This is a genomic window from Streptomyces sp. NPDC051940 (assembly GCF_040680895.1).
In the GTDB taxonomy this organism is placed as follows: domain Bacteria; phylum Actinomycetota; class Actinomycetes; order Streptomycetales; family Streptomycetaceae; genus Streptomyces.
Genome location: NZ_JBFAXR010000127.1, coordinates 1 through 24377, shown reverse-complemented (window position 1 = coordinate 24377; position 24377 = coordinate 1). Strand labels below are relative to the sequence as shown.

Annotated in this window: 20 protein-coding genes; 11 read left to right on the top strand and 9 right to left on the bottom strand. The window is 73.1% G+C overall.

The genetic code is table 11. The features are described from left to right. On the bottom strand, positions 1–777 hold a 777-nt coding region (locus tag AB0M28_RS33100), incomplete at its 3' end, for an aldo/keto reductase (RefSeq protein ID WP_365413183.1). Positions 778–968: 191 nt separating this feature from the next. Between AB0M28_RS33100 and AB0M28_RS33095 the strand changes: the two genes are divergently transcribed. From AB0M28_RS33095 to AB0M28_RS33080, 4 genes are all read left to right on the top strand, one after another. Beyond that, the gene (locus tag AB0M28_RS33095; protein ID WP_365413181.1) at positions 969–1322 is read left to right on the top strand and encodes a VOC family protein; all 354 of its coding nucleotides are present in this window, start codon (positions 969–971) and stop codon (positions 1320–1322) included. A 4-nt stretch (positions 1323–1326) separates the two neighbouring features. Further along, positions 1327–1728 carry an NUDIX domain-containing protein gene (locus tag AB0M28_RS33090; protein ID WP_365413179.1) on the top strand — a complete coding sequence of 134 codons (402 nt, stop codon included), beginning with the start codon at positions 1327–1329 and terminating at the stop codon, positions 1726–1728. 112 nt (positions 1729–1840) lie between these two features. Further along, positions 1841–3175, top strand: a complete 1335-nt coding sequence (locus AB0M28_RS33085) for an esterase-like activity of phytase family protein (RefSeq protein WP_365413178.1) — start codon at positions 1841–1843, stop codon at positions 3173–3175. 97 nt (positions 3176–3272) lie between these two features. Further along, the gene (locus tag AB0M28_RS33080; protein WP_365413176.1) at positions 3273–3923 is read left to right on the top strand and encodes a TetR/AcrR family transcriptional regulator; all 651 of its coding nucleotides are present in this window, start codon (positions 3273–3275) and stop codon (positions 3921–3923) included. A 33-nt stretch (positions 3924–3956) separates the two neighbouring features. Here the strand turns inward: AB0M28_RS33080 and AB0M28_RS33075 are convergent, their stop codons facing one another. Both AB0M28_RS33075 and AB0M28_RS33070 read right to left on the bottom strand, forming a co-directional pair. After that, positions 3957–4829 carry an alpha/beta hydrolase gene (locus AB0M28_RS33075; RefSeq protein ID WP_365413174.1) on the bottom strand — a complete coding sequence of 291 codons (873 nt, stop codon included), beginning with the start codon at positions 4827–4829 and terminating at the stop codon, positions 3957–3959. A gap of 49 nt (positions 4830–4878) precedes the next feature. Continuing rightward, entirely contained in the window at positions 4879–5805 is a 927-nt protein-coding gene (locus AB0M28_RS33070) for a LysR family transcriptional regulator (RefSeq protein WP_365413172.1), read from the bottom strand. Between the two features lie 172 nt (positions 5806–5977). Here AB0M28_RS33070 and AB0M28_RS33065 point away from each other — a divergent pair, with 172 nt between their 5' ends. Continuing rightward, positions 5978–7297, top strand: a complete 1320-nt coding sequence (locus AB0M28_RS33065) for a S28 family serine protease (protein WP_365413170.1) — start codon at positions 5978–5980, stop codon at positions 7295–7297. Positions 7298–7370: 73 nt separating this feature from the next. On the opposite strand, the gene AB0M28_RS33060 is transcribed toward AB0M28_RS33065, so the two are convergent. After that, a complete protein-coding gene (locus tag AB0M28_RS33060) occupies positions 7371–8798 on the bottom strand; it encodes a cytosine permease (RefSeq protein ID WP_365413168.1) in 1428 nt (475 codons plus the stop codon). A 70-nt stretch (positions 8799–8868) separates the two neighbouring features. On the opposite strand from AB0M28_RS33060, the gene AB0M28_RS33055 reads away from it, so the two are divergent. From AB0M28_RS33055 to AB0M28_RS33035, 5 genes are all read left to right on the top strand, one after another. Then, complete coding sequence (locus tag AB0M28_RS33055) at positions 8869–9498, top strand: TetR family transcriptional regulator C-terminal domain-containing protein (RefSeq protein WP_365413166.1); 630 nt, start codon at positions 8869–8871, stop codon at positions 9496–9498. Positions 9499–9593: 95 nt separating this feature from the next. Then, a complete protein-coding gene (locus AB0M28_RS33050) occupies positions 9594–11216 on the top strand; it encodes an amidohydrolase (RefSeq protein WP_365413164.1) in 1623 nt (540 codons plus the stop codon). A gap of 21 nt (positions 11217–11237) precedes the next feature. After that, positions 11238–11945: an urease subunit gamma gene (ureA, locus tag AB0M28_RS33045; protein ID WP_365413162.1), complete on the top strand. Its 708-nt coding sequence runs from the start codon at positions 11238–11240 to the stop codon at positions 11943–11945. A 1-nt stretch (position 11946) separates the two neighbouring features. Continuing rightward, positions 11947–13617 (top strand): urease subunit alpha, encoded by a 1671-nt coding sequence (locus tag AB0M28_RS33040; RefSeq protein WP_365413160.1) that lies wholly within the window; start codon positions 11947–11949, stop codon positions 13615–13617. Positions 13618–13646: 29 nt separating this feature from the next. Beyond that, positions 13647–14687 (top strand): agmatine deiminase family protein, encoded by a 1041-nt coding sequence (locus AB0M28_RS33035; protein WP_365413158.1) that lies wholly within the window; start codon positions 13647–13649, stop codon positions 14685–14687. On the opposite strand, the gene AB0M28_RS33030 is transcribed toward AB0M28_RS33035, so the two are convergent. From AB0M28_RS33030 to AB0M28_RS33010, 5 genes are all read right to left on the bottom strand, one after another. Continuing rightward, the gene (locus AB0M28_RS33030) at positions 14659–17688 is read right to left on the bottom strand and encodes a glycoside hydrolase family 38 C-terminal domain-containing protein (RefSeq protein ID WP_365413156.1); all 3030 of its coding nucleotides are present in this window, start codon (positions 17686–17688) and stop codon (positions 14659–14661) included. The genes AB0M28_RS33035 and AB0M28_RS33030 overlap by 29 nt on opposite strands. 48 nt (positions 17689–17736) lie before the next feature. After that, positions 17737–19002 (bottom strand): glycosyl hydrolase, encoded by a 1266-nt coding sequence (locus AB0M28_RS33025; protein WP_365413154.1) that lies wholly within the window; start codon positions 19000–19002, stop codon positions 17737–17739. Between the two features lie 91 nt (positions 19003–19093). Next, a complete protein-coding gene (locus AB0M28_RS33020; RefSeq protein ID WP_365413152.1) occupies positions 19094–20011 on the bottom strand; it encodes a carbohydrate ABC transporter permease in 918 nt (305 codons plus the stop codon). Position 20012: 1 nt separating this feature from the next. Next, entirely contained in the window at positions 20013–20894 is an 882-nt protein-coding gene (locus tag AB0M28_RS33015) for a sugar ABC transporter permease (protein WP_365413150.1), read from the bottom strand. 96 nt (positions 20895–20990) lie between these two features. Then, complete coding sequence (locus AB0M28_RS33010; RefSeq protein WP_365413148.1) at positions 20991–22292, bottom strand: sugar ABC transporter substrate-binding protein; 1302 nt, start codon at positions 22290–22292, stop codon at positions 20991–20993. A 180-nt stretch (positions 22293–22472) separates the two neighbouring features. Between AB0M28_RS33010 and AB0M28_RS33005 the strand changes: the two genes are divergently transcribed. Further along, on the top strand, positions 22473–23504 hold the full coding sequence (locus AB0M28_RS33005) for a LacI family DNA-binding transcriptional regulator (RefSeq protein ID WP_365413146.1): 1032 nt from the start codon (positions 22473–22475) through the stop codon (positions 23502–23504). The last annotated feature ends 873 nt before the right edge of the window (positions 23505–24377 follow it).

Below are 24377 nucleotides of genomic sequence, written 5' to 3'. Positions count from 1 at the left end.
CTGGGTCCTGGCGCGCCGGACCTCTGCGACCGCGGCGTGGGGCGCGCGGGCCACCGCGCGCACCTCGTCGCTCTCGTCGGGACCCGGACCGGCCTCGCGGCCGGGACCGGCGATCGCGAAGAACGGGACGAAGGCGACGCCGAGTTCACCGCACCGCCGCAGCAGCGCCCGGTCCTCGTCCGGCGCACCGATCCCGTAGGGGTTCTGCACGCAGACGACCGGGGCGATGGCCCGGGCCTCGGTCAGCTGCCCGGACGTGACGTTGGATACGCCGAGGTGGCGGATCAGCCCGGCATCGCGCAGCCGGGCCAGCGCGCCGAAGTGCTCGCCGATCGGTCCGTTCCGCCGGCTCGGCGGCACCCGCAGGTTCACCACGTCGAGGTGGTCGCGGCCGAGTTGGCGGAGGTTCTCCTCGACCTGGCCGCGCAACTGCTCCGGCGAGGCCCACCACCAGCCGCCCGAGGGGTCGCGGCCCGGCCCCACCTTGGTGGTGATGACCAGGTCCTTCGGGTACGGCGCGAGCGCCCGGTTGATCAGCTCGTTGGCGGAGCGCGTCGCGGAGAAGTAGAACGCGGCGGTGTCGATGTGGTTCACGCCGAGTTCGACCGCCTGCCTCAGGACCGCGATCGACTGCTCGCGGTCGCGGGGCACGCCGCGGTCGAAGGGCTGGGTACCGGTCAGGCGCATCGCGCCGAATCCGATCCGGTTGACGGTCAGGTCACCGAGCCGCCAGGTTCCGGCGGTTGTGGTGGCGTGCGTCTGCGGGCTTGCGGGCATGGCTCTCCTGTTGCGGTGGGTCGTGACGGGTCGGCGCGGCGGGTTCGGCGCGGTGGGCGCCCGCATCGGGCGCGCCGGTGCCGGGGCGGAGCCCGGGCATGAAAAAAGCCTCCCCGGCGGATGGGAATCCGCGCCGGAAAGGCTCACTGGCTGGCGGCAATGTAGCAGGCGGCGGCAGCTAGGATCAAGACATGCCCGCACGCTTCAAGGACCTCGCACTCGACGCCCGCGACCATCACGCCCTCGCCGACTGGTGGTGCCAGGCGATCGGTTACGTCCGCCGCACCAACGGCGGCGAGGAGCGGCCCGCCGAGTGGCCGGTGCCGATCGAGGACCCGGCGGGGCACGGCCCGCTGATCTGGCTGAACCCGGTGCCGGAGGAGAAGACGGTGAAGAACCGGATGCACCTGGACGTGGTCGGCGACACGGCGGAGCTGCTCGCCCTCGGCGCCACGCTGGTGCGTCGCCGCGGCGACGACATCTACTGGGACGTCCTCGCCGACCCCGAGGGCAACGAGTTCTGCGTCTTCGCCCCGCGGGACTGACCTCGTGGGCAAGCTCATCGACACGGTGGCCTGGGTGCACATCGTCGACGGCCGGGTGCTCGGCGCCCGCTCGCGCGGCGAGGAGCTGTTCTACATCCCCGGCGGCAAGCGGCACGACGGGGAGAGCGACGCGCAGACGCTGCTGCGGGAGATCGAGGAGGAGCTCACGGTACGGCTCGTCCCCGAGACCGTGGCGCACTTCCGCACCTACGAGGCGGCGATCCACCGGCCGGGCGCGGACGCGGTCGTCCGGATGGCGTGCTACACCGCCGCGTTCACCGGCAGCCTCGCGCCGAGCAGCGAGATCGAGGAGCTGGCCTGGCTGTCGTACGCCGAACGCGACCGGACGCCGCCCGTGGACCAGCTGGCGTTCGACGATCTGCGGGCGGCCGGGCTGCTGCGTTAGCGAGCCGGTCGGCGGGCGTTCATCTCCTTGCCGCCTGTACGCCGCGGGCAGCCCCGACCGTGGATGCGCCCGCGATCGCGTGATCGCGGCCGATCCCGTGTTGGAGGCCCCGATGTCCCGGTTCCGTCCGCCCGCCGCCGTACGCCGTCCCGTCGCGCTGGCCCTTCCGCTCGCCGTGCTGGCGGGCATCGCCGTGGCCGGGCAGGCCACCGGTGAGCCCGTCGCGCGGGTGACGGACACGGCGACGCTGCCGGATCTGCCGCTGGCGGAGTTCAGCAACGCGCTGCTGCCGGGCACGGTGGGCGACGACCGGGGTGTGGACCTCGGCGGTATCGGCAGCGACATCTACCCGACGGGCGCCAGGGGCGAGTTCTGGACCGTCACCGACCGCGGGCCGAACGGCCAGATCAAGGTGGACGGCGTGAAGCGCCGCACCTTCCCCGTGCCGGGCTTCGACCCGGCGATCGTGAAGATCCGCGTCGTCGGCGACCGGGTGCGGGTGCTGGAGGCGATCCCGCTGACCACCCGCTCGGGCCGGCCGGTGACCGGACTGCCGAACCAGGCGTCGCGGGACGAGGCCCCATACACGTACGACGCCTCCACCCCGCTGGCGTACGACCCGAACGGACTGGACACCGAGGGCGTCGTACGGGCCGCCGACGGCACGTTCTGGCTGGCGGACGAGTACGGCCCGTCGCTGGTGCACGTCGCCGCCGACGGCGAGGTCCTCACCCGCTACGTCCCCGAGGGCCTCGCCCTCACCGGCGCCGACTACCCCGTGGTGGAGGCGCTGCCCGGCATCCTGCTGAAGCGGAAGGTCAACCGCGGTTTCGAGGGCCTGGCGCAGCTGCCCGGCGGCGATCTCGTGCTGGCCGTGCAGAGTCCGCTGTCCAACCCCGACGGCGACGCGGGCAACGCCTCGCGCACCGCGCGTCTGATCCGCTTCAGCCCGCGCACGCAGGCCGTCACCGCGGAGTACGTGTACCGCTTCGACCCGGTCGAGGTCGTCGACCCCGGTGAGGACGACACCGCGGAGCTGAAGATCTCCTCCCTGGTGGCGATCGGCCGCGACAAGCTCCTCGTAGAGGAGCGCACCGACAAGGCGGCCCGGCTGCAGCAGGTCACCCTGCGCCCGGCGGACGACGTGCTCGGCTCCGCCTGGGACGCGCCCGCCACCAGCCCGGCGCTGGAGCAGCTGGCGGATCCGGCGGCGGCCGGGGTGCCGGTCCTGGCCAAGAGGCTGGTCGTCGACCTGGACACGCTGCCGGGCACCCCGGACAAGATCGAGGGCGTGGCCGTGACGGGTCCGTCGACGCTGGTCCTCATCAACGACAACGACTTCGGCATGACCGACGGCCCCGGCGCCTTCGACGCCGCGGGCCGGCTGGTCGACAGCGGTATCGAGACGACGGTCGTGTCGGTGCGGCTGGGCCGGCCCCTGTCGTAACCCTCAGTGCCGACCGCTGACAAGGGAGGTCGCCCGCGATCCGAGCCGCCGCGCCCCAGGTCACTACACTGGCCGGTAGCCGGAGGGAGGCCGCAGCATGGGTACGGCGCGGGTGGACGGACGGGTCGAGCGGGGCAACGCCACGCGGCGGCTGGTGCTGGGCCGCACCATGGAGATCGCCTCGGTCGAGGGGCTGGGCGGACTGTCCCTGGGGCGGATCGCCACCGAGCTGAACCTCAGCAAGAGCGGCGTCTTCGCGCTGTTCGGCTCCAAGGAGGAGCTGCAGCTGGCGACCGTGCGGGCGGCCGGCTCGGTGTTCGCGGCGCAGGTGGTCGAGCCGGTGCGGGACGTGCCGCCGGGCGCGGGCCGGGTGGCGGCGCTGTGCGCGAGCTGGCTGGCGTACTCACGTGACCGCACCTTCCCCGGCGGCTGCTTCTTCGCGGCGGTGACGGCGGAGTTCGACGCGCGCAGCGGGCCGGTGCACGACGCGATCGCCAAGGCGCATCTGGACTGGACGGCCTACGTCGAGGAGACCGTGCGCGAGGCGCGGATCGCGGGCGGGCTGACGGACGGCGCCGATCCGGCGCAGCTCGCGTTCGAGCTGATCGCGCTGATGGAGCTGGCGAACCTGTACTCGGTGCTGCACGGCGACCCCGCCGCGTACGACAGAGCCGGGACAGGGATCCTGTCCCGGCTGCGGTCGGTGGCGACGGATCCGGCGGGGCTGCCGGAGCGGCTGGGCGGCTGAGGCCGGGCCGGCCTCCCGGCATGAGGCCCGGACTCAGCCTCGCAGCGTCACGTCCGCCGGCGCCGTCACGTGCTCCATCGTCAGCTTCACCACCTCCGGGTCGCCGAGGATACGGCGGTGTCCGAGGCCGCTGGTGACGTGCAGCCGCGCCTGTTCCCCGTATGCCGCCGCGGTCTTGTGGGACTGCTCGATCCGGATGTAGCGGTCCCGTTCGTCGTGGATCAGCAGCATCCGGGCGGTGATCTCCTCGGGGCTGTCGGCCGCGTCGAAGCGGCGCCAGACCTCCGGTTCGCCGGGGAAGAGCACGCGTTCGATCCGGTCGCGCAACTCGGCGCGCAGCCGGGGCCGCAGGCCGAGGTCCGTGCAGAAGTAGTCCAGGACGTAGTCGAAGTCGCTGAGTCCGCTGACGGCGACGAGCCGCCCCGTCCGCGCGGCCCCGTCGCGCAGCGCGAGGAAGGCGGCCGCCGCGCCGAGGGAGTGGGCGACGATCGCCTCGAAGGGGCCGTGTTCGCGGGACAGCCGCCCGATGACCTCCCGGTAGTCAAGGAGTGTGGCCGCCCGCCCCTCGGAGGCCCCGTGCCCGGGAGCGTCGAAGGTGACCGGTGTGTAGCCCCGTTCGCGCAGCGCCGTGATGAACGCCGCGAGGTGCGAGGCGCGTGACTGCCAGCCGTGCAGCACGAGTACGGGCCGCTCCCCGTCGCCCCAGGCGTAGGTCACGACGTTCTTGCCGCGCACGCTCACGCTGCCGTGGCAGGCGGCGTCGAGCAGCCGCTGTTCGACGGGGGTGACCTTCATCCGGGTGAGCGGATGGCGGAAGAGCCAGAAGACGCCGCGGCCGGCGAGGCGCGGAGCCACGGTGGAGAGGGAGTTGAGCGAGACACGGAGCAGGGTACGTGTGAACCTCATGACGAGATATTAGCACGACCGTGCGTTCAGTTTTGAGGGGGCGAAAAGCTCACCCCCCGCGCACCGCGGCCGCCTCCCGCGACGCCGCGCGATGCTCCTCGCGGACCGCCGCCACCAGGTCCTGCGCGCACCCGGCGAGCGCCCCGTCCCGGTGCCAGACCAACAGCAGCCGCATCCGCATCGGTTCACCCGCCAGCGGGCGCACCACCACGCCGTCCATCGGCGGGTGCAGCGCCTGGCAGGCGGAGACCGCGCGGCCCGCCGCGACCAGGGCCGTGCGCATACCAGTCTGCTCCAGCTGGTAGCGGGCGCGGGGGCGGAAGCCGGCCTGTTCGCACGCCCGGAGCAGATGCTCCGGCCAGCCGGTGCCATCCGAGGGCGGCACCACCCAGTCCTCCTCGGCGAGGTCCGCCAGCCGCACCTCGCCCGCCCCGGCCGCCCGGTGGTCCGCCGGCAGCACCACGTGCACGGGGTCGGTGGCCACCGCGGCCCACCGCACCGACGCCGGGGGACGCAGCTCGAAGCCGGGGTAGTCGGCGAGCAGCGCGCCGTCCAGCCGCCCGGCGGCGACGCGGTCCAGCAGCAGCCCCGTGTAGTAGGCGACCTGCAACTCCGTCCGGGCCTCGGGCAGCAGGGCCGCCAGCCGCTCCTCGACGGCGACCGTCAGCCGGCTCTCGTACGCGCCGAACCGGACGACCGCGCCCGCCCCGGCGGCGGCTCCGGGTGTACGGCTGAGCAGGTCGTCGATGTTGCCGAGGGCCGCCCGGGTGCGGGAGAGCACGAACTCGCCGAAGGGCGTGGGCTCGACGCCCCGCCTGCCGCGCAGAAACACCTCGCCGCCCAGTACGCCCTCGATCCGCCGCAGCTGCGCGGTCAGCGCGGGCTGCGAGACGCCGAGCGCGGCGGCGGCCCGGGTGACCGAGCCGTGCTCGGCAATGGCGCTGAGCGCGCGCAGATGGCGTATCTCGAGATCCACCAGCGCACCCTAACCAGCCATAACCCCTGGAGGCTATGGCCAGATGGGATTACCCGGCGGGCATCCGGGGCGGGAGGGTCGAGCAGAATCGCCTGTCCGGTACGGTCCGGGCCGACGGGTCCGTCCTCGCGGGCGGCCGGGGTCCCGGGCCCAGCACCTCGGAGGTCCTGGAGTGCGCAACCGCGTCCTTCCCGCCCTGCTCATGTCCGCCGCCCTGACCGCGGCCGTCCTCACCGCCGGCGTCGCGCCCGCCGCCGCCGACGGCCCCTCCTTCGAGGAGCAGCTGCGCGCGATACCCGGCGTGACCGTCACGGGGGTCGCCGACAAGGGCGGTTTCCCCCAGTACTCCCTGTCGATCACGCAGCCGATCGACCACCGCAAGCCGGAGCTGGGGACCTTCCAGCAGCGCTTCAGCCTCTGGCACAAGTCCGCCGACAAGCCGGTCGTCTTCTACACCGGCGGCTACGGCCTGTCCACGTCCACCCGTGAGCCCACCACCATCCTGGACGCCAACCAGCTGAGCGTGGAGCACCGCTTCTTCGGCCCGTCCGTCCCGGCCGGCGGCACGCCGTGGGAGAAGATGACCGTGTGGCAGGAGGCCAGCGACGAGCACGCCATCGTCGAGGCCGTCCGCCCGCTGTACGGGAAGTCGTCCAAGTGGCTGGCCACCGGCGGCAGCAAGGGCGGTATGACCGCCACGTACCACTACCGCTACTACCCGAAGGACCTCGACGGCGTCGTCGCCTACGTCGCGCCCAACGACGCGAACAACGAGGACGACAGCACCTACGAGCGCTTCTTCCAGAACGTCGGCACCCCCGAGTGCCGCGAGGCGCTGGACGCGGTGCAGCGCGAGATGCTGGTGCGCCGCGACGCCATGCTGCCGAAGTTCGAGGCGACGGCGGCCGCGGAGGGCTACACCTTCGACCAGACCCTCGGCACCACCGACCGGGCGTACGAGTTCGCGGTGCTCGACCAGGTGTGGAACTTCTGGCAGTCGGGCACGATCGACAACTGCCCGACCGTGCCGGACGCCGGGAGCTCCACGGACGACGAGCTGTACCAGTGGTCGCTGGACCACGGCCTGTCGATCTACGAGGACTCCACCCTCGGCGCCAACAGCTCCGGCCCCTACTACCGCCAGGCGGCGGCCGAACTGGGCTGGGCGGACCTGAAGTTCAAGCACCTCGCCGACGTGCGCCACTACCCGGACATCTACCAGCCGAACTCGGTGCTGCCGGAGTCGATGCGCACGACGTACAGCAACAAGACCATCGCCGGTGTCGACAAGTGGGTGCGCAACGAGTCGCAGCGGATGCTGTTCATCTACGGGCAGAACGACCCGTGGAGCGCTGAGCAGTTCACGCCGAGCGCCTTCGACTCGTACAAGTACATCGTGCCGGGCGTGAACCACGGCGCCCGGATCTCCGGTCTGCCGGAGGCCGAGAAGAGCGCCGCGACCGCCACGATCCTGAGGTGGGCGGGCCAGTAGCAGCAGTGGGGCGGAGGGGGCACGGTGGTGCCCCCTCCGTCCTCTCACGCCGTGCGCCGCGCCGGCAGGCCGTTCACGCCGTACGGCGCGCCAGCAGCCCGTACAGCCCCGCGGCGACGACGGCCCCCGCCGGCAGGGACAGGTCCACCCCGCCGAGGGCGTCCGCGACCGGGCCCGTGTAGAGCGTGTTCGCGCACAGGGCCGAGGCCGCCATACCGGCGACCAGGGCGGCGCACCCCGACCAGCGCACACCCCCCGCGTACCAGAACGGACTGCCGGGCGTCTCGTCCGTGAGCGCCTCGCCGTCGTAGCGGGCGCGGCGCAGCACGATGTCCGTGGCGTAGATCGCCATGCTCGGTCCGACCACCACGACGGTCAGCTGCAGCACGTCGCTGACCGTGTCGAGGAAGTCGGAGACCAGCAGCGCGTACAGGGTGAGCGCGGTGGCGAAGACGCCGTCGATGACGACGCTGACCGAACGGCGCAGCCGCACCCCCACGGCCTGCAGCGCGAGGCCCGAGCTGTAGGCGGTCATGGCGTTGATGGCGATCGTGCCGAGCACCACGGAGACCAGGAACACGGGCGTGAACCAGCCGGGGAGGATGCCCTCCAGGGCCGTCTGCGGATCGCTCATGTCCAGCGCCGTCGCGGCGAACGCGCCCAGCGCGCACACGATCACGCCGGGGATGAACCCGCCGAGCGCGGTCCACGTGGCCACCGACGTGCGGGACGCGGTGCGCGGCAGGTAGCGGGCGAAGTCCGCGCTGTTGGAGTACGACAGCGGGCCCGACGCGATGAGGGTGACGCCCGCCGCGAGGACCGCGACCAGATCGGTGCCGGCCAGGGGTTCGGCCGGGCGGTAGCCGAAGTCGGCATGCTGGAAGATGCTGACGGCCGTCACGGCGAAGACCGCGGTGAGCACGAGCGTGATGGGCAGGTAGAGCTTCACGATCATGCCGTGCCCGTAGACGCTGATCGCCAGGGTGAGCGCGGCGATGACGACGACCACGCCCGTCTTGACCGCGGTGTCCGCCGTGATGCCGGCCCGCTCGACGAGGGAGAAGGCGACGTACGCCGACGCGGCGAGGTTGAGCGCGATGTAGCAGGTGCCGATCGCCCATCCGACGACCGCGATGTTGACCCGGTTGCCGCGGACGCCGTACATCGCCCGCATGATCACCTCGCTGGGCGTGCCGGACGCCGGACCGGAGACGGCGAGCAGGCCGACCGGGGCCCAGAAGAGGTTCCCGATCACGATCACCGCGAGGGCCTGCCAGAGACTGAGGCCCATCAGGACCAGGGCCCCGCCGATCACCAGGCTGAGGTAGTTGACGTTGGCGGCCGCCCATATCGCGAACAGCTGCCGGGGCCGTCCGTGGCGTTCGCTTTCGGGAATCCGGTCGATGCCGTGGACCTCGACACGGCCGGCCCGCTCGCCCGGCGGCGGGGTGTTCACCGCGGCGGTCGCGGGCGGGTGCGGGTCGGGAATCGTGGACGCCATGAGGCCCTCCGGATGGTGGATCGTACCCACGTGCTTGCTTATTGGTCGCACACTCAATAGCATCCGGGATATGTCGTCAAGCGTTCCGCGCAAGCGAGTTCGGAAATCCCCGGCTGCCCGACGTGCAGAGATCGTCGAAGCCTCGTCCGCCGTCGCCCTGGCCGAGGGGCTGGAAGGCGTCACGCTGCGGCGGATCGCCGACGAGCTCGACGTACGCCCCGGGCTGATCAGCCACTACTTCCCGTCCGCGGAGGAGCTGGTCGCCGAGGCGTTCGGCGACGCCGCCAGCGGTGAGCTGGACGCCCTGCTGCCCGTGGACGATCCCGAGACGACGCCCCGGCTGCGGCTCGCGCGGTTCTTCGCGGACGCGATGGGCGAGGCGTACGACGACATCAGCCGGCTGTGGATCAACGCCCGCCATCTGAGCCGCTACCGCCCGCTGCTGCGCGACCGCGTCGTGGTGCAGGAGGAGGCGTGGCGCGAGCGGCTGGCCGCCGTGATCCGCGAGGGCGTCGAGGGCGGGGAGTTCCGCACCGGCGATCCCTATGTCACCGCGATCCAGATCCTGGTCGTGCTGGACGGTCTCGCCGCCCACGCCAACACCGAGACCGGTGAGCGGCCGGCGGCCGTGACCCGGTTGGCCGTGCGGCTCGCCGAGCGCGAACTCGGCCTGGACCCCGGCGCGCTCGACCGACCCTGACCGCCGGCGCCGTGCCCCGCACGGCGCCCTCGCCCACGGCCCCCTCGCCCTTGGCGCCCTCGCCCGCTCGGCGACCCCGCACCTCAGGAGCTCCTGTGCCCAAGCCCTCCCTGATCCTGCACTCCGCCCGGCTGCTCGACCCCGTCGCCGGCCCGCTCCCCCACACCGCGCTCGCCGTCTCCGACGGCCGGATATCCGCTCTCGGCGACGACCGCGGCATCCGCGCGCTCGCCGGACCCGCCACCACGGTCCTCGACCTCGGGGGCGCCGTCGTCACTCCCGGCCTGGTCGACGGTCACATCCACCCCGTCTCGGGCGCCGACCTCACCCACGGTCTCGACCTGTCCGGCTGTACGGACCTGGCCGCGGTCCGCGAGGCACTGGCCCGCGCGGTCCGCACCCTCCCCCCCGGCGCCTGGCTGCACGCCTGGGGCCTGGACCCGAACGTGTTCGGCGACCGGCCCGTCGAGACCGCCCCGCTGGCGTCCGTCCTGCACGGCGTGCCCGCGCTCCTGCTCCTCTTCGACGCCCACTCGATGCTGGCCAGCCCCCGCGCCCTCGAACTCGCGGGCGTCGACGGCCCGCGGGTCTTCGACCAGGCCGCCGAGGTCGTGTGCGACGAGCAGGGGCGCCCCACCGGGCTGCTGCTGGAGGACGCCGCCTGCGAGCTGGTCGAGCGGGCCGCCCCGCAGCCGACGTACGAGGAGCGCCGGGCCCGGCTCGCCGCCGCCCTGCGCGCGATGGCCGCCGCGGGTCTGACCGGCGGGCACGCGATGGACGCCGGCGGGGACAGCCTCAGGCTGTACGCCGAGCTGGACGAGGCCGGCGAACTTCCCGTCCGGCTGCGCGTGGCGCCCTGGTGCCAGCCCGGCGCCGATGCCGACGCGGTCCGCGCGCTCATCGAGCGGCAGGGCACGGGCGGCCGGCTGTGGCGGGTCGCGGGCGTGAAGCTGTTCATGGACGGCACCATCGACAACGGCACCGCCTGGCTGGAACACCCCGACTGCCACGGCGAGTCGGCGCACGCCTTCTGGCCGGACCCGCAGACCTACACCGGCATCATCGGCGAGCTGCACCGGGCCGGGGTCCCCACCGCCACCCACGCCATCGGCGACGCGGCGGTCCGCCACGTCCTGGACTCCGTGGAGAAGGCACAGGCCGCCGGCGGTACGGGGGCACGGCACCGGGTCGAGCACATCGAGACCGTGCCGGACGACACCCTGCGGCGCTTCGCGGCGCTCGGCGTCGCGGCGTCGATGCAGCCCACGCACTGCACGGACTTCACCCGCGCCGACCACACCGACAACTGGTCGCGCCGGCTCGGCGAGGAGCGGGCGTCGCGCGCCTGGCGGTGCCGCGATCTGTGGGACGCCGACGCGACGGTCGTCCTCGGCTCGGACTGGCCGATCGCCCCGTACCCGCCGCTGGGCGTGATCGCGGGCGCCCGCCACCGGCGGCCCAGCCGCGATCTGAGTCTGCCACCGCACGGGCCGGAGCAGGCCCTCACGGCCGCGGAGGCGCTGATCGGCATGACCGTCAACGCCGCCCGCGCGGCGGGCGAGGAGCACGAGGCGGGGCGGCTGGCGGCGGGTCACCGGGCGGACCTCACGGCCTTCGCCGAGAGCCCGCTGACCACGGCCGCGACGGACCTGCCCGGGCTGCCGGTGGTGCTCACGGTGCTCGACGGCCGCCCCACGCACCGCGCCCCGCAGCTGTGACCTCGAGCAAGGAACCCTGACGTGCGTCTGACCCCCACCGAACGCGACCGGCTGCTGCTGTTCAACGCCGCCCAGCTGGCCCGCGCCCGCCGCGCCCGCGGCCTCAGGCTCAACGTGCCCGAGGCGACGGCCCTGATCGCGGACACCGTGTGCGAGGCCGCCCGGGACGGGCTGCGGCTCGCCGAGGCGATCGAGGCGGGCCGGTCCGTACTGGGCCCCGACGACGTGCTGCCGGGTGTCGCCGGCATCGTCACCGAGGTGCAGGTGGAGGCTGTCTTCGACGACGGATCGCGGCTGGCCGTCCTGACCCACCCGATCGGGTCCGCGGCCGGCCCGCATACGCCGGGCGGCGGTTCGGCGGCCGGCCCCGACACGCCGGGCGCGCTGCTGCCGGGTCCGGAGCACGCCGATCCGGAGCCGGTCGCGACGGTCACCGTCACCAACACGGCCGCCGTGCCGGTGTCGGTGACCTCGCACTTCCACTTCTTCGAGGCCAACCCCCGGCTGGAGTTCGACCGGGCCGCCGGCTACGGGATGCGACTGGCCGTCCCCGCCGGCTCCTCGGTGCGCTTCGACCCCGGATCGCGCACGGAGGTGGGGCTGCTGCCGATCGGCGGCGACCGGATCGCCATCGGCTTCGCGGGGCTGGTCGACGGGCCGCTGGACGCGCCGGGGGCCCGGGAAGAGGCACTGCGCCGGGCCGCCGCCTGCGGATATCTGGGAGCGTGAAATGGACCCGTACGCATACGCCGCGACGCACGGCCCGCGGGCCGGCGACCGGATCCGGCTCGGCGACTCGGGGCTCGTGCTGCGCGTCGAGTCCGACGCGCAGCGCCACGGCGACGAGTTCCTGGCCGGTTTCGGCAAGACCGCCCGGGACGGGCTGCATCTGAAGGCCGCCGCCGTCCGCGACACCTGCGACGTCGTGATCAGCAACGTCGTGGTGATCGACGCCGTGCAGGGCGTGCGGAAGATGTCGATCGGCATCCGCGAGGGGCGCATCTGCTCCGTCGGGCGGGCCGGCAACCCCGACACCCTCGACGGGGTGGACGTGGTGGTCGGCACGGGGACGTCCATCGTGTCCGGCGAGGGGCTGATCGCCACCGCCGGGGCCGTCGACACGCATGTGCATCTGCTGTCCCCGCGGATCATGGAGGCGTCGCTGGCCTCCGGGGTCACCACGATCATCGGTCAGGAGTTCGGCCCGGTGTGGGGTGTCGGGGTCAACTCCCCCTGGGCGCTGCGGGGCGCCTTCGCGGCGTTCGACGCCTGGCCGGTCAACATCGGCTTCCTCGGCCGGGGTTCCTCCTCGCATCCGGCGCCGCTCGTCGAGGCGCTGGCGGAGGGCGGGGCGAGCGGCTTCAAGGTGCACGAGGACATGGGCGCCCACACCCGCGCCCTGGACACCGCGCTGCGCGTCGCCGAGGAGCACGACGTACAGGTGGCGCTGCACAGCGACGGGCTCAACGAGTGCCTGGCCGTCGAGGACACCCTGCAGGTGCTGGACGGGCGCACCGTGCACGCCTTCCACATCGAGGGCTGCGGCGGCGGCCACGTCCCCAACGTGCTGAAGATGGCCGGAGTCCCCCACGTCATCGGCTCCTCCACCAACCCCACCCTGCCCTTCGGCCGGGACGCCGTCGCGGAGCACTACGGGATGATCGTGTCCGTCCACGGTCTGAAGCCCGACCTGCCGGGCGACGCCGCGCTCGCCCGCGACCGGATCCGCGCGGGCACGATGGGCGCGGAGGACGTCCTGCACGATCTGGGCGCCATCGGCATCACCTCCTCTGACGCGCAGGGCATGGGGCGCGCGGGCGAAACGGTGCGGCGGACGTTCGCCATGGCCGGGAAGATGAAGGCCCAGTTCGGCGCCCCCGACGAACACGACAACGAGCGGGTCCTGCGCTACATCGCCAAGCTGACCGTCAACCCCGCCATCGCGCACGGCCTCGCCCACGAGGTCGGCTCGATCGAACCGGGGAAGCTCGCGGACATCGTGCTGTGGCGCCCGGAGTTCTTCGGCGCGAAGCCGCAGCTGGTGCTGAAGGCCGGCTTCCCGGCGTACGGCGTGACCGGCGATCCGAACGCCGCCACCGACACCTGCGAACCCCTGCTCCTCGGCCCGCAGTTCGGCGCGCACGGCGCCGCGCCCGCGGAGATATCCGTCGCGTTCGTCGCCCGCGCAGCCCTCGACCAGGGCGGCGACCGGCTGCCGACCCGCAGGCGGCGGGTGGCGGTGCGCGGTACGCGCGGCATCGGCCCGGCCGACCTGCGGCTCAACTCCCGTACCGGGACCGTCGACGTCCGCCAGGACACCGGCCTGGTCACCCTGGACGGCGAGCCGCTGCGCTCCGGTCCCGCCGAGTCCGTGAGCCTGAACCGGCTGTACTTCCTGTAACCCGCACCACCTGTCGTAAGGAACCCCTGATGCCCGCAGCCGCCGACGGCTTCCGCATGCCCGCCGAATGGGCCCCGCACGAGCGCACCTGGATGGCGTGGCCCGGCGCCAACGACACCTTCGCCGACCCCGCGACGCTGGCCGGGGCCCGCGCCGCCTGGGCGTCGGTGGCCCGGGCGGTACGCCGCTTCGAGCCGGTCACCGTGGTGTGCGCCCCCGGCGAGTCCGCCGGGGCGCGGGCGCTGCTGGGGCCGGGCGTCGAGACGGTGGAGCGGGAGCTGGACGACGCCTGGATGCGGGACGTCGGCCCGACGTTCCTCGTCGACGGCAGGGGCGGACTGGCCGCCGTGGACTGGACGTTCAACGGCTGGGGCGCCCAGGAGTGGGCGCGCTGGGACCACGACGCGAAGATCGCCGCGTACGTCAGTGATCTGGCCGGGGCGCGGACGTACACCTCCCCGCTGGTCAACGAGGGCGGCGCGATCCACGTCGACGGCGAGGGCACGGTGCTGCTGACGGAGACCGTACAGCTCGGCCCGGAGCGCAACCCCGGCTGGACGAAGGAGCGGGTCGAGGCGGAGATCCACGCGCAGCTGGGCACCAGCAAGGCGATCTGGCTGCCGCGCGGCCTGACCGCCGACTACCCCCCGCTCGGCCACGGCACCCTCGGCCATGTCGACATCGTGGCCGCCTTCGCCCGCCCCGGCGTGGTCGTGGTGCACGCGCAGCAGGATCCCGCGCACCCCGACCACGAGGTCAGCCGCGAGATCATCGGCCTGCTGGGCGCGGCGACGGACGCCCGCGGCCGCCGGCTGGAGGTCGTCGAGGTGCCGGCCCCGACCGTCCTGGAGGCGGACGGCCGGTGGGCCGACTACTCGTATATCAACCACTACCTCTGCAACGGGGGCGTGGTCCTGTGCGCCTTCGACGACCCGCGGGACGAGACGGCCGCGGAGATCTTCGGCCGCCTCTTCCCGGACCGGGCGGTGACCCTGGTGGACGCCCGCCCGGTGTTCACCGGCGGCGGGGGGGTGCACTGCATCACGCAGCAGCAGCCCCGGGTCGGGTGAACCGGAGGGTGACCAGCTGGAACGGGCGCAGCGCGAGCGCGGTGTCGGCCGGCGGCCCGCCGGTGGGGCGCTCCAGCAGGTCGCACGGCACGACGGAGGAGAAGGCGAAGGACGGCGTCAGCAGCGCCCGCGCCCGCCCGCCGCGCGACTCGTAGCAGCGGACCACCACGTCGCCGCTGCCGTCGTCCGCCAGCTTCACGGCGGAGAGCACGACGGCCTCGTCGTCCACGGTGACCAGCGGCGCCACCTCGGCGTCGCCCGGCACGACCCGCTCGGGTAGGTTCACCGCGTAGCCCTCGCGCACCGCGTCGCCGACCGTGGAGCCGACCACCAGGGCGTGCGTGAAGCGGTGCACGCCCTGGTCGGTGTGCGGGTCGGGGAAGCGCGGGGCGCGCAGCAGCGAGGCACGGACCGTCGTCGTGGTGCCGCCGTCGCCCGCGCGCACGGTACGGGTGACGTCGTGGCCGTAGGTCGAGGCCGTCACCAGGGAGGCGCCCCAGCCGGGCTCCTCCAGATGGACGAAGCGGTGGTTGCACGCCTCGAACTTCGCCGCGTCCCAGCTGGTGTTGGTGTGCGTGGGGCGGTGGAGGTGGCCGAACTGGGTCTCGGCGGCGTAGCGGTCGGTGTGGATGTCGAGGGGGAAGGCGGCCTTGAGGAACTTCTCCGTCTCGTGCCAGTCCACCTCGGTGCCGATGTCCAGGCGTCGGGCGCCCGCGGCGAGCGTCAGCGTCTGCACGGCCGTCGACCCGCCGAAGCCGCGCGTGACGCGGACGGCGACCTCGTGCGGGGAGTCGGCCGTCACGGCCACCTCGTCCACGTCCGTGAGGTCGGTGACGGTGTTGCGGTAGAAGGAGTCGACGTCCCAGGCGTCCCACATGTTCGGGAAGTCCGGGTGTATCTGCAGCAGGTTGGCGGCGGATCCGGGTGCGATCGCCTCCCGGCCGGCGGCCAGGTCGAGCACGGACGTGACCAGGCCGCGGGCGTCCACGGTGACCCGGATCAGGCCGTTGTCGAGGACGAAGCCGCCGTCGCGGGCGGTGACGGAGCAGCCGGCGGGCGTCTGCCCGGTACCGGACGCACCGCCGGCGGCGATGCCGTTGCGCGCGTGCGGGGCGGAGTTGAACACCACGCGCCCGTCCGCCGACGCGTCGCCGGCCAGCGCCCGCTGGGCGGCGTCGATGATCCCGTTGAGCTCCTCGGCGACCTTGGCGTAGGTCTGCCGGGCCTCGCGGTGCACCCAGGCGATGGACGAGCCCGGCAGGATGTCGTGGAACTGGTGCAGCAGCACCGTCTTCCAGATCCGGTCCAGGTCCTCGTACGGATACGGGAACCCGGCCCGGACGGCGGCCGTCGCGGCCCACAGCTCGGCCTCGTACAGCAGGTTCTCGGACCGCCGGTTGCCCTGCTTGGTCTGCGCCTGGCTGGTCAGCGTGGCGCGGTGCAGCTCCAGATACAGCTCGCCCGCCCAGACCGGCGGGTCGGCGTACTCGGCCTCGGCCTTGGCGAAGAAGTCGGCCGGCTTCTCCCAGCGGACCGTCGCCGAGCCCTCCAGATCGCGCAGGCGCGCCGCCTTGCCGACCATCTCGCGCGTCGTGCCGCCGCCTCCGTCGCCCCAGCCGGTGGGGGCCAGGGAGTGGCGGGCCCTGCCCTTGTCCTTGAAGTTGCGGGCGGCGTGGGCGATCTCGCTGCCCTTCATCGAGCAGTTGTAGGTGTCGACGGGCGGGAAGTGCGTGAAGATCCGCGTACCGTCGACGCCCTCCCAGAGGAAGGTGTGGTGCGGGAACTTGTTGATCTGGCTCCACGAGATCTTCTGCGTGAGCAGCCACTTCGAACCGGCCGCCTTGATGATCTGCGGCAGACCGCCCGCGAAGCCGAAGGTGTCCGGCAGCCACGCCTCGTCGTTCTCGACGCCGAACTCCTCGAGGAAGAAGCGCTTGCCGTGGACGAACTGCCGGGCCATCGCCTCCGAGCCGGGCATGTTGGTGTCGGACTCGACCCACATCCCGCCGGCGGGCACGAACCGGCCCTCGGAGACGGCCTTCTTGACCCGCTCGTACACCTCCGGGCGGTGCTCCTTGATCCAGGCGTACTGCTGGGCCTGGGACATCGTGTAGATGAAGTCGGGCTCGTCCTCCAGCAGCGCCGTCATGTTGGCGGTGGTACGGGCCACCTTGCGCACCGTCTCACGCAGCGGCCACAGCCAGGCGGAGTCGATGTGCGCGTGGCCGACCGCGCTCAGCCGGTGCGCGGAGGGCTCGGCGGGCGCCGCGAGCACACCGGTCAGCCGCTCGCGGGCGGCGGCCGCGGTGCCGTTGACGTCCTGCAGGTCGACGGCGTCCAGGGCGCGGTCGACGGCGCGCAGGATGTCCCAGCGGCGGGCGGACTCGACGGGCAGCTCCGCCATCAGCTCGCCGAGGACCTCCAGGTCCAGGATCAGGTTCCACACCGTCTCGTCGAAGACGGCGAGGTCCAACCGCTCGATGCGGTACTGCGGTTCGGTGCCGGCCGTGTCCTTGTCGCCGAGGCCGGTGGGGAGGAAGGGGTGGTAGTCGAGGATGACGGGGTTGGAGGCCGCCTCGATGTGCAGCTCGACCTTCTCGCCGCCCGTCGCCGGGGCGGCGACGCGGACCCACTGGTTGTCCGGGTTCAGGCCCTTCACCGGGGAGCCGTCGGGGCGGTAGACCAGGCCCTCGCACTGGAAGCCGGGCATGTTCCTGTCGAAGCCCAGATCGAGGATCGCCTCGACGGTCCGCCCCGCCCAGTGCTCGGGGACCGTGCCGGAGACAGTGATCCAGCTGGTCCCCCAGGGCGCTCCCCAGCGGTCCCCGGCGGCTGCCGGCGTACGGGGCGCCGCCAGGCCCTCGGCGACGGGCACGGGTTCGCCGGGGGCGGTCCAGATGCCTGCGGTCAGCGGTACGGACTCGGGGTACACGGCGGGGCGGATGCGCTCCTCGAGGACGCGCTTGAGTCGGGACTCGACGAGGGTGCGGTCGTCATGCACTGCGTTGCTCCGTGGGTAGTGCGGGTGTCGGCGGGTGCTCGGCGGACGTCAGGTACGGTCCACATCCTCCACGGTGACGGTCTCGGTGATACCCCGTGCGGAGAGATACGCCGGGTCCGCGCTGTGCGCGGCGAGTACGACGGCGGGGCGCGCACCGGCGGCGGCCAGGCGCATGAAGGCGTCGAAGAACGCGCCGCCGGGGGCGCAGACCGACCGCTTCGGCGCGTCCTCGGGGAGGTCCAGCACGAGGGCGGTGGTGCGCGGCTCCGGGCGGTGACCCCGCTCCCGTACCTCGGTGATGAGCGCGGCCAGCCCGCGTCCGGCGGGCTTGGGCACACGGTCGTTGGTGAGCACGCCCAGGCTGTACTCCAGCTCCGGGAAGTCCGCGAGCGAGCGGTCGACGTCGTGGGAGCACCACCACGTGACGCCCCATACGTCGGCGCAGTCCAGGGCCGCGGTGACGGTGGCGCGGGTGAACGCCGCCGCGTGGTCCGCCGGGATGTGCGGGGCCGGCGCGCCGACCTCCTGCAGCCACACCGGGCGGCGGGGGTCGGGGGACCAGGCCCGGGACAGCTCGATCATGTACGCGGCGTGCTGGTCGGTGGCGGCGGAGTGGGTGCCGTACTTCTGCGCGGTGCCGTTGAACACCCAGGAGTGGACGGCCGTGGCGAAGCCGTGCCGGGCGGCGTGGGCCGGGGTGAAGGGGTGGTCGTCGAGGTACCAGGCCGCGTCGTAGCACGCGTGCAGATGGAGTTTGCCGGGCGCGCCCTGCTCGCAGGCGTCGAGCATCCGGGCGAGCCAGGCGTCGGCCTGCTCGGGGGTGATGCGGTCGGGGTCCGGGTGCGGGTCGCCGGAGAACTGGTTGATCTCGTTGCCGAGCGTCATGCCGAGGAAGTTGGGCCGGTCGGCGAGGGCGGCGGCGAGCGTGCGCAGGTACTCGGCCTCGCCGGCGACGACGTCCGGATCGGTGAACATGTTGCGGCGGTGCCAGGTCTGGGTCCAGGAGGGCACGAAGTCGAAGCTGGACAGGTGTCCCTGCAGTCCGTCGACGTTGACGTCCAGGCCCCGCTCGGCGGCGGCGTCCACGAGCGCGACGAGTTGTTCGACGGCGCGCGGGCGGATCAGGGTGCGGTTGGGCTGGAACAGCGGCCACAGGGCGAACGCCCGGATGTGGTCGAAGCCGAGCGCGGCGACGGAGTCCAGGTCGGCGCGCACCTCGTCCAGGTCGAAGTCGAGCCAGTGGTGGAACCAGCCGCGGGTCGGCGTGTAGTTGACGCCGAAGCGCGGCGCGGGGGCGTACGGAAGTGCGGGCATGCTGATGGCGGGTCCTTGCTGGGCGGGGAGGGCTGGGGCGGGACTGCGCGTCGTACGGGAGGGACTGCGCGTCGTACGGGAGGGTCTGCCGTCACCCCTTCACGGCGCCCTCTTCGACCCCGCGGAAGAAGTAGCGCTGGAGCGTGGCGAAGAGGACCAGGACGGGGACGAGGGCGATGACCGTGCCGGCGGCGATCAGCCGCGGATCGGCGCTGAACTGGCCCTTGAGATAGGCCAGGCCCACGGTGAGGGTCAGCTTCTCCGGGTCCTGGACCACCAGCAGCGGCCACAGGAAGTCGTCCCAGGCGCCGATGAAGCACAGGATCGCGACGATGCTCAGCGTGCCCTTCACCGCCGGCAGTCCGATGTGGCGCAGCCGCTGCCAGACCGTGGCGCCGTCGATGACAGCCGCGTCGTCCAGCTCGCGGGGCAGGGAGCGGAAGGCGTTGTACATCAGCAGGACGTTGACCGTGCCGATCAGGCCGGGCAGCACGATGCCGACGAGGGTGTCGGTCAGGCCGAGGTTGTTGACCGTCTGGAACTGGGAGATGATCGTGGCCTCGCCCGGCAGCACCAGCGTGGCCATGAAGAGCCCGACGACCAGCTTGCGGCCGCGGAAGTCGACGCGGGCCAGGGCGAAGCCGGCCAGGGTGGCGCCGATCAGGTTCCCGAGGACGCTCATCGCGGCCACGATCAGGGAGTTGGTGGCGAAGTCCAGCACCGGGACGACCCGGGTCACCTCGCCGTAGTTGGCGAACGTCGGGTCCTGCGGCAGCAGCTGCGGGGTCTCGGCGTAGATGTCCTCGGACTTGCTCTTCAGCGAGGTCGACAGCTGCCACAGCAGCGGTCCGATCGTGAGGAGCACCATGAGGACCAGCGCCCCGTAGCGGCCGGCGATCCCCAGCGGGGTCGGGGCGTCGAAGACCGGTGAGCGGCGCCGGCCGCGCAGGCGCGGGGGCTTGCCGGGCGCCGTGCGGCCGGTCGCGGCGCGGTCGGTGACCAGGGTCATCTCAGACCTCACTGTTCTTCTTGTTCAGACGGGCCAGGAGCAGCAGCGGGCCGACGGTGACGACGAACAGCGCCACGCTCACGGCGGAGGCGTAGCCGATGCGGCCGTCGATGCTGCCCTTGAGGGCCGACTGGATCAGGAAGACGATCGTCACGTCCTGGCCGCCGACGCCGCCCTGCGGTCCGCCGAGGATGTACAGCTCGGTGAACAGGCGCATCGCGGAGACGGTGATCAGCACCGCGATGAGCAGCATCATGTTGCGCACCCCGGGGACGGTGACCGACCGGAAGCGCCGCACGGCCCCCGCCCCGTCGACCGCGGCCGCCTCGTGCAGCTCGCGGCGTACGTTCCCGAGCGCCGCCAGGTACAGCACCATGTAGTAGCCGAGGCCCTTCCAGACGGTGAGCGCCACCGCGGAGAAGATCAGCAGCCAGCGGTCCGTGAGGAACGGGACCGCCTTGTCGATCAGGCCCATCTGCTGCCCGAGCTGGTTCGCCAGCCCGTTGTCGTCGAGGATCCACTGCCAGATCAGCGCCACCGCGACCGCCGAGGCGACGACCGGGAAGTAGAAGACGGTCCGGAAGAATCCCATGCCGGGGAGCCGGGAGTGCACCAGCAGGGCGAGCAGCAGCGGCAGGAAGACCAGCAGCGGCACACAGATCACGGTGATCAGCAGGGTGTTTACCACCGCGTCCACCATCCGCGGGTCGTCCAGCAGCCGCTGGTAGTTCTCCACGCCGATGAACTCGCCGCCGGACAGCGTGCGGACGTTGGTGAAGGACAGGACGACGGTGTTGACGGCCGGGAACAGGGCGAACACGGCCAGCCAGGTCAGCGCCGGGATCACCATCAGCCACGGTGTGTACCAGCGGTGCGCTCTCATCGGTTTCTCACCTCTCTCGACGGGCTTCTTCCGGAAGCGGGAGGGGGGCCGGGGCCGTCCGGCGTTCGTCGGTCCGCCGGACGGCCCCGCCCGGGGTCACTGCTGCAGCAGCGAGTTGACCTGCTTCACGGCGTCGTCCAGGGCCTGCTTCGCCGACTTCTTGCCGGTGATCGCCTTGGCGAGCTCCTGGTTGAGGACGTCGTTCATCTCCCCGTTCCACTGCGGCGGGGTGCCGATCTTCGCCTCCTTCAGCGCCTCGAAGGCGTACTGGGAGGCGTCGCCCTGCGGGGTGCCGTCGCTCTTGCTGTACGCCGGGTCGTCCGCGGAGGCGGCGGTGCCGGGCAGGAAGCCGGGGGCCAGCTCGATGAACGCCCGCTGGTTGGCGTCGTTCGCGACGAACTTCGCGAACTCCAGGGCCAGCGGCAGGTTCTTGCTCTTGGCCGCCACCGACAGTCCCTGGCTGTACAGCGGCGGGACCTTGAAGGCCGGCGACGGGACGATGGACTCGACGAGGTTCGGCGCGTCGGTCTTCATCTGGTCGATGTAGCGGCCGCCCGCGGTGGTCCAGGCGACCTCCTTCTTCTGGAACAGCGCCGCGTTGCCCTGCCAGGTCTTGGCGAAGATGTTCCGGGGCATCTCACCCGCCTTGTAGGCGTCCGCGTACTTCTGGACGAGGGCAGCCGCCTCGGGGGTGTTGAAGGTGAACTGGGCGGCGTCCGGGGCGATGACCTGCACGCCCGCGTTCGTCAGGTCCATCAGGCCCGGGGTGCGGCTGATCAGGTATGCCTTGCCGCCGGACTTGTCGTGCAGGGTCTTGGCCTGGGCGAACAGCTCGTCGACGGTGGCCGGCGGCTTGGCCGGGTCGAGGCCGTTCTTGGTGAGCAGGTCCTTGTTCCAGTAGTTCACGTCCGTGCCCTGGTACCAGGGGAAGCCGTAGGCGGCGCTGCCGCCGTCCAGGTCCTGGTACGCGTAGGCGGCCACCGCGCTGGGCACCCAGTCCTGCTCCAGCGTCGGCACGTTCTTGCGCAGGTCCAGCAGCTTGCCGGTCTTGGCCAGCGGGTACGCGAGGTCGGGCGGCAGGTTGACCACGTCCGGGAGGTTGTCGCTCGCGGCCTGGCTGGTCAGCTTGGCGTCGTAGCCCTCGCCGGGCTGGTCGACCCACTTGATCGTGGTGCCGGGGTGCGCCTTCTCGAAGTCGGCGATCAGCTTCTCGAAGTACGGGCTGAACTTGTCGCCCTTCAGCGCCCAGGTCTGGAAGCTGATCGTGCCCTTCAGCGGTGCCGACTTGTCGACCTGCTGCTGGGCGTCCTTGTCCGAGCTGCCGTCGCCGACTCCGCAGCCGGACAGCGCGACCGCAGCGGCGACGGCGAGGGCCGTGGCTGCCGAGATTCTTCGCATGGGTGAGTCTCCTGATCCGTCCCGAGCGCGGGAGGTGAGGCGGGGCGTGCCGACGCCGTACGGCGGGCGCTCCTCGCCTGGATGAAGTGCGAGCTCTGAGATCCGCGCTAACTAAATCGCTTTAGCTGGGGGTGGACTATGCTCTGCCTCATATTCGGCTGTCAAGAGGGAGCGCGTGAGATGGCCAGACCGACGATCGCGGAGATCGCCAAGCGGGCCGGGGTCTCCCCCGGCGCGGTGTCCTTCGCACTCAACGGCCGTCCGGGCGTGAGCGAGGCCACCAGGGCTCGCATCCTGAAGGTCGCCGAGGACCTGAACTGGCACCCGCACAGCGCCGCCCGCGCGCTCGGCGGGGCCCGGGCCGGCGCGGTCGGCCTGGTGGTCGCCAGGCCCGCCCGCACGATCGGCGTCGAGCCCTTCTTCGGCCAGCTCACGGCCGGTCTGCAGGCCGGGCTGTCGGTCCGCTCGGTGGCCCTGCAGCAGATGACCGTCGAGGACACGCCGGCGGAGATCGGGGTGTACCGGCGCTGGGTCTCCGAACGCCGGGTGGACGGCTTCGTCCTGGTCGACCTCCAGGTGCGCGACCCGCGCGTCGCGGTGCTGGAGGAGCTGGGCGTCCCGTCGGTGGTGCTCGGCGGGCCGGGGCGGCACGGCGGGCTGCCGAGCGTGTGGGCGGACGACCGGGAGGCCATGCTCTCGCTGGTCGACTATCTGGCCGCCCTCGGCCACCGCCGGATCGCGCACCTGGCCGGACTGCCGCAGTTCCAGCACACCCAGCGGCGGATGCGGGCGCTGAAGGACTCGGCGAAGCGGCACGGGCTGGTGGGGGTGGAGTCGGTGCCCACGGACTTCAGCGACGCGCAGGGCGCGGCGGCCACCCGGACGCTGCTGTCGCGGCCGGAGCGGCCGACGGCGCTGATCTACGACAGCGACGTGATGGCGGTGGCTGGGCTCGGGGTCGCGGCGGAGATGGGCGTGCCGGTGCCGCGCGAGCTGTCGGTGGTGTCGTTCGACGACTCGGTGCTCACCCGGATCGTGCACCCGTCGATCACGGCGCTGTCGCGTGACACGTTCGCCCTCGGCGAGCAGGTGGCCCGCGCGCTGCTGGCGGCGATCGACGACCCGGAGTCGGCCCGCAACGTCCGCACCGCGACGCCCCGGCTGACGGTGCGCGAGAGCACGGCACCGCCCCCGCTCGACGAGGAACGCTGACCGCACGTCCCACCGCCACCGCCCGCCGCGGGAGCGGTGCCCCCGGGACGCGGGCAGTTCCGCTCCCGCGGGGGGCCGGGGCTGCGCCCGGGACGCGGCAGTTCCGCTCCCGCGGGGGCCGGGGCTGCGCCCGGGGCGCGGGCGGCTCCGCTCCCGCCGGGGGGGCCGGGCACCCGGAGCGCGGGCGGCACCGGCTCGGCAGGCGTACGGTGCGCCCGGGCGACGGCGCGCCCGCGCGGCCCGTCGGGCACGGGATGCGGCCAGGTCCGCCTCCCCCAACGACCGGCTCCGCTCCCGCGGGGGCCGGGGCTGCGCCCGGGGCGCGGGCGGCACCGCTCCCGCAGGGGCCCGGAGTGCGCCCGGGACGCGGGCAGTTCCGCTCCCGCACGACCCCGGATGCGCCCGGAGCGCAGGCGGCACCGGCTCGGCAGGCGCACGGTGCGCCCGGGCCCGCGGTGCCCGCCGGTGCACGGGATGCGGCCAGGTCCGCCTCCTCCAACAAGCGGCTCCGCCCCCGTAGGAGCCGGGGCTGCGCCCGACGCGCGGGCGGCACCGCTCCCGCACGGCCCGGAATGCGCCCGGGGCGCGGGCAGCGCCGGCTCGGCAGGCGCACGCTGCGCCCAGGCGACGGCCCGACCGCGCCCGCGGCCCGTCGGGCACGCCATACAGGCAGGCCACCACCCCCAACGAGCGGCACCGCTCCCGCAGGGGCCGGGGCTGCACCCAAGGCGCGGTCGGCTCCGCTCCTGCAGGGGCCGGGGCTGCGCCCGGGACGCGGGCGGCACCGCTCCCGCAGGGGCCGGGGCTGCACCCAAGGCGCGGTCGGCTCCGCTCCTGCAGGGGCCGGGGCTGCGCCCGGGACGCGGGCGGCAC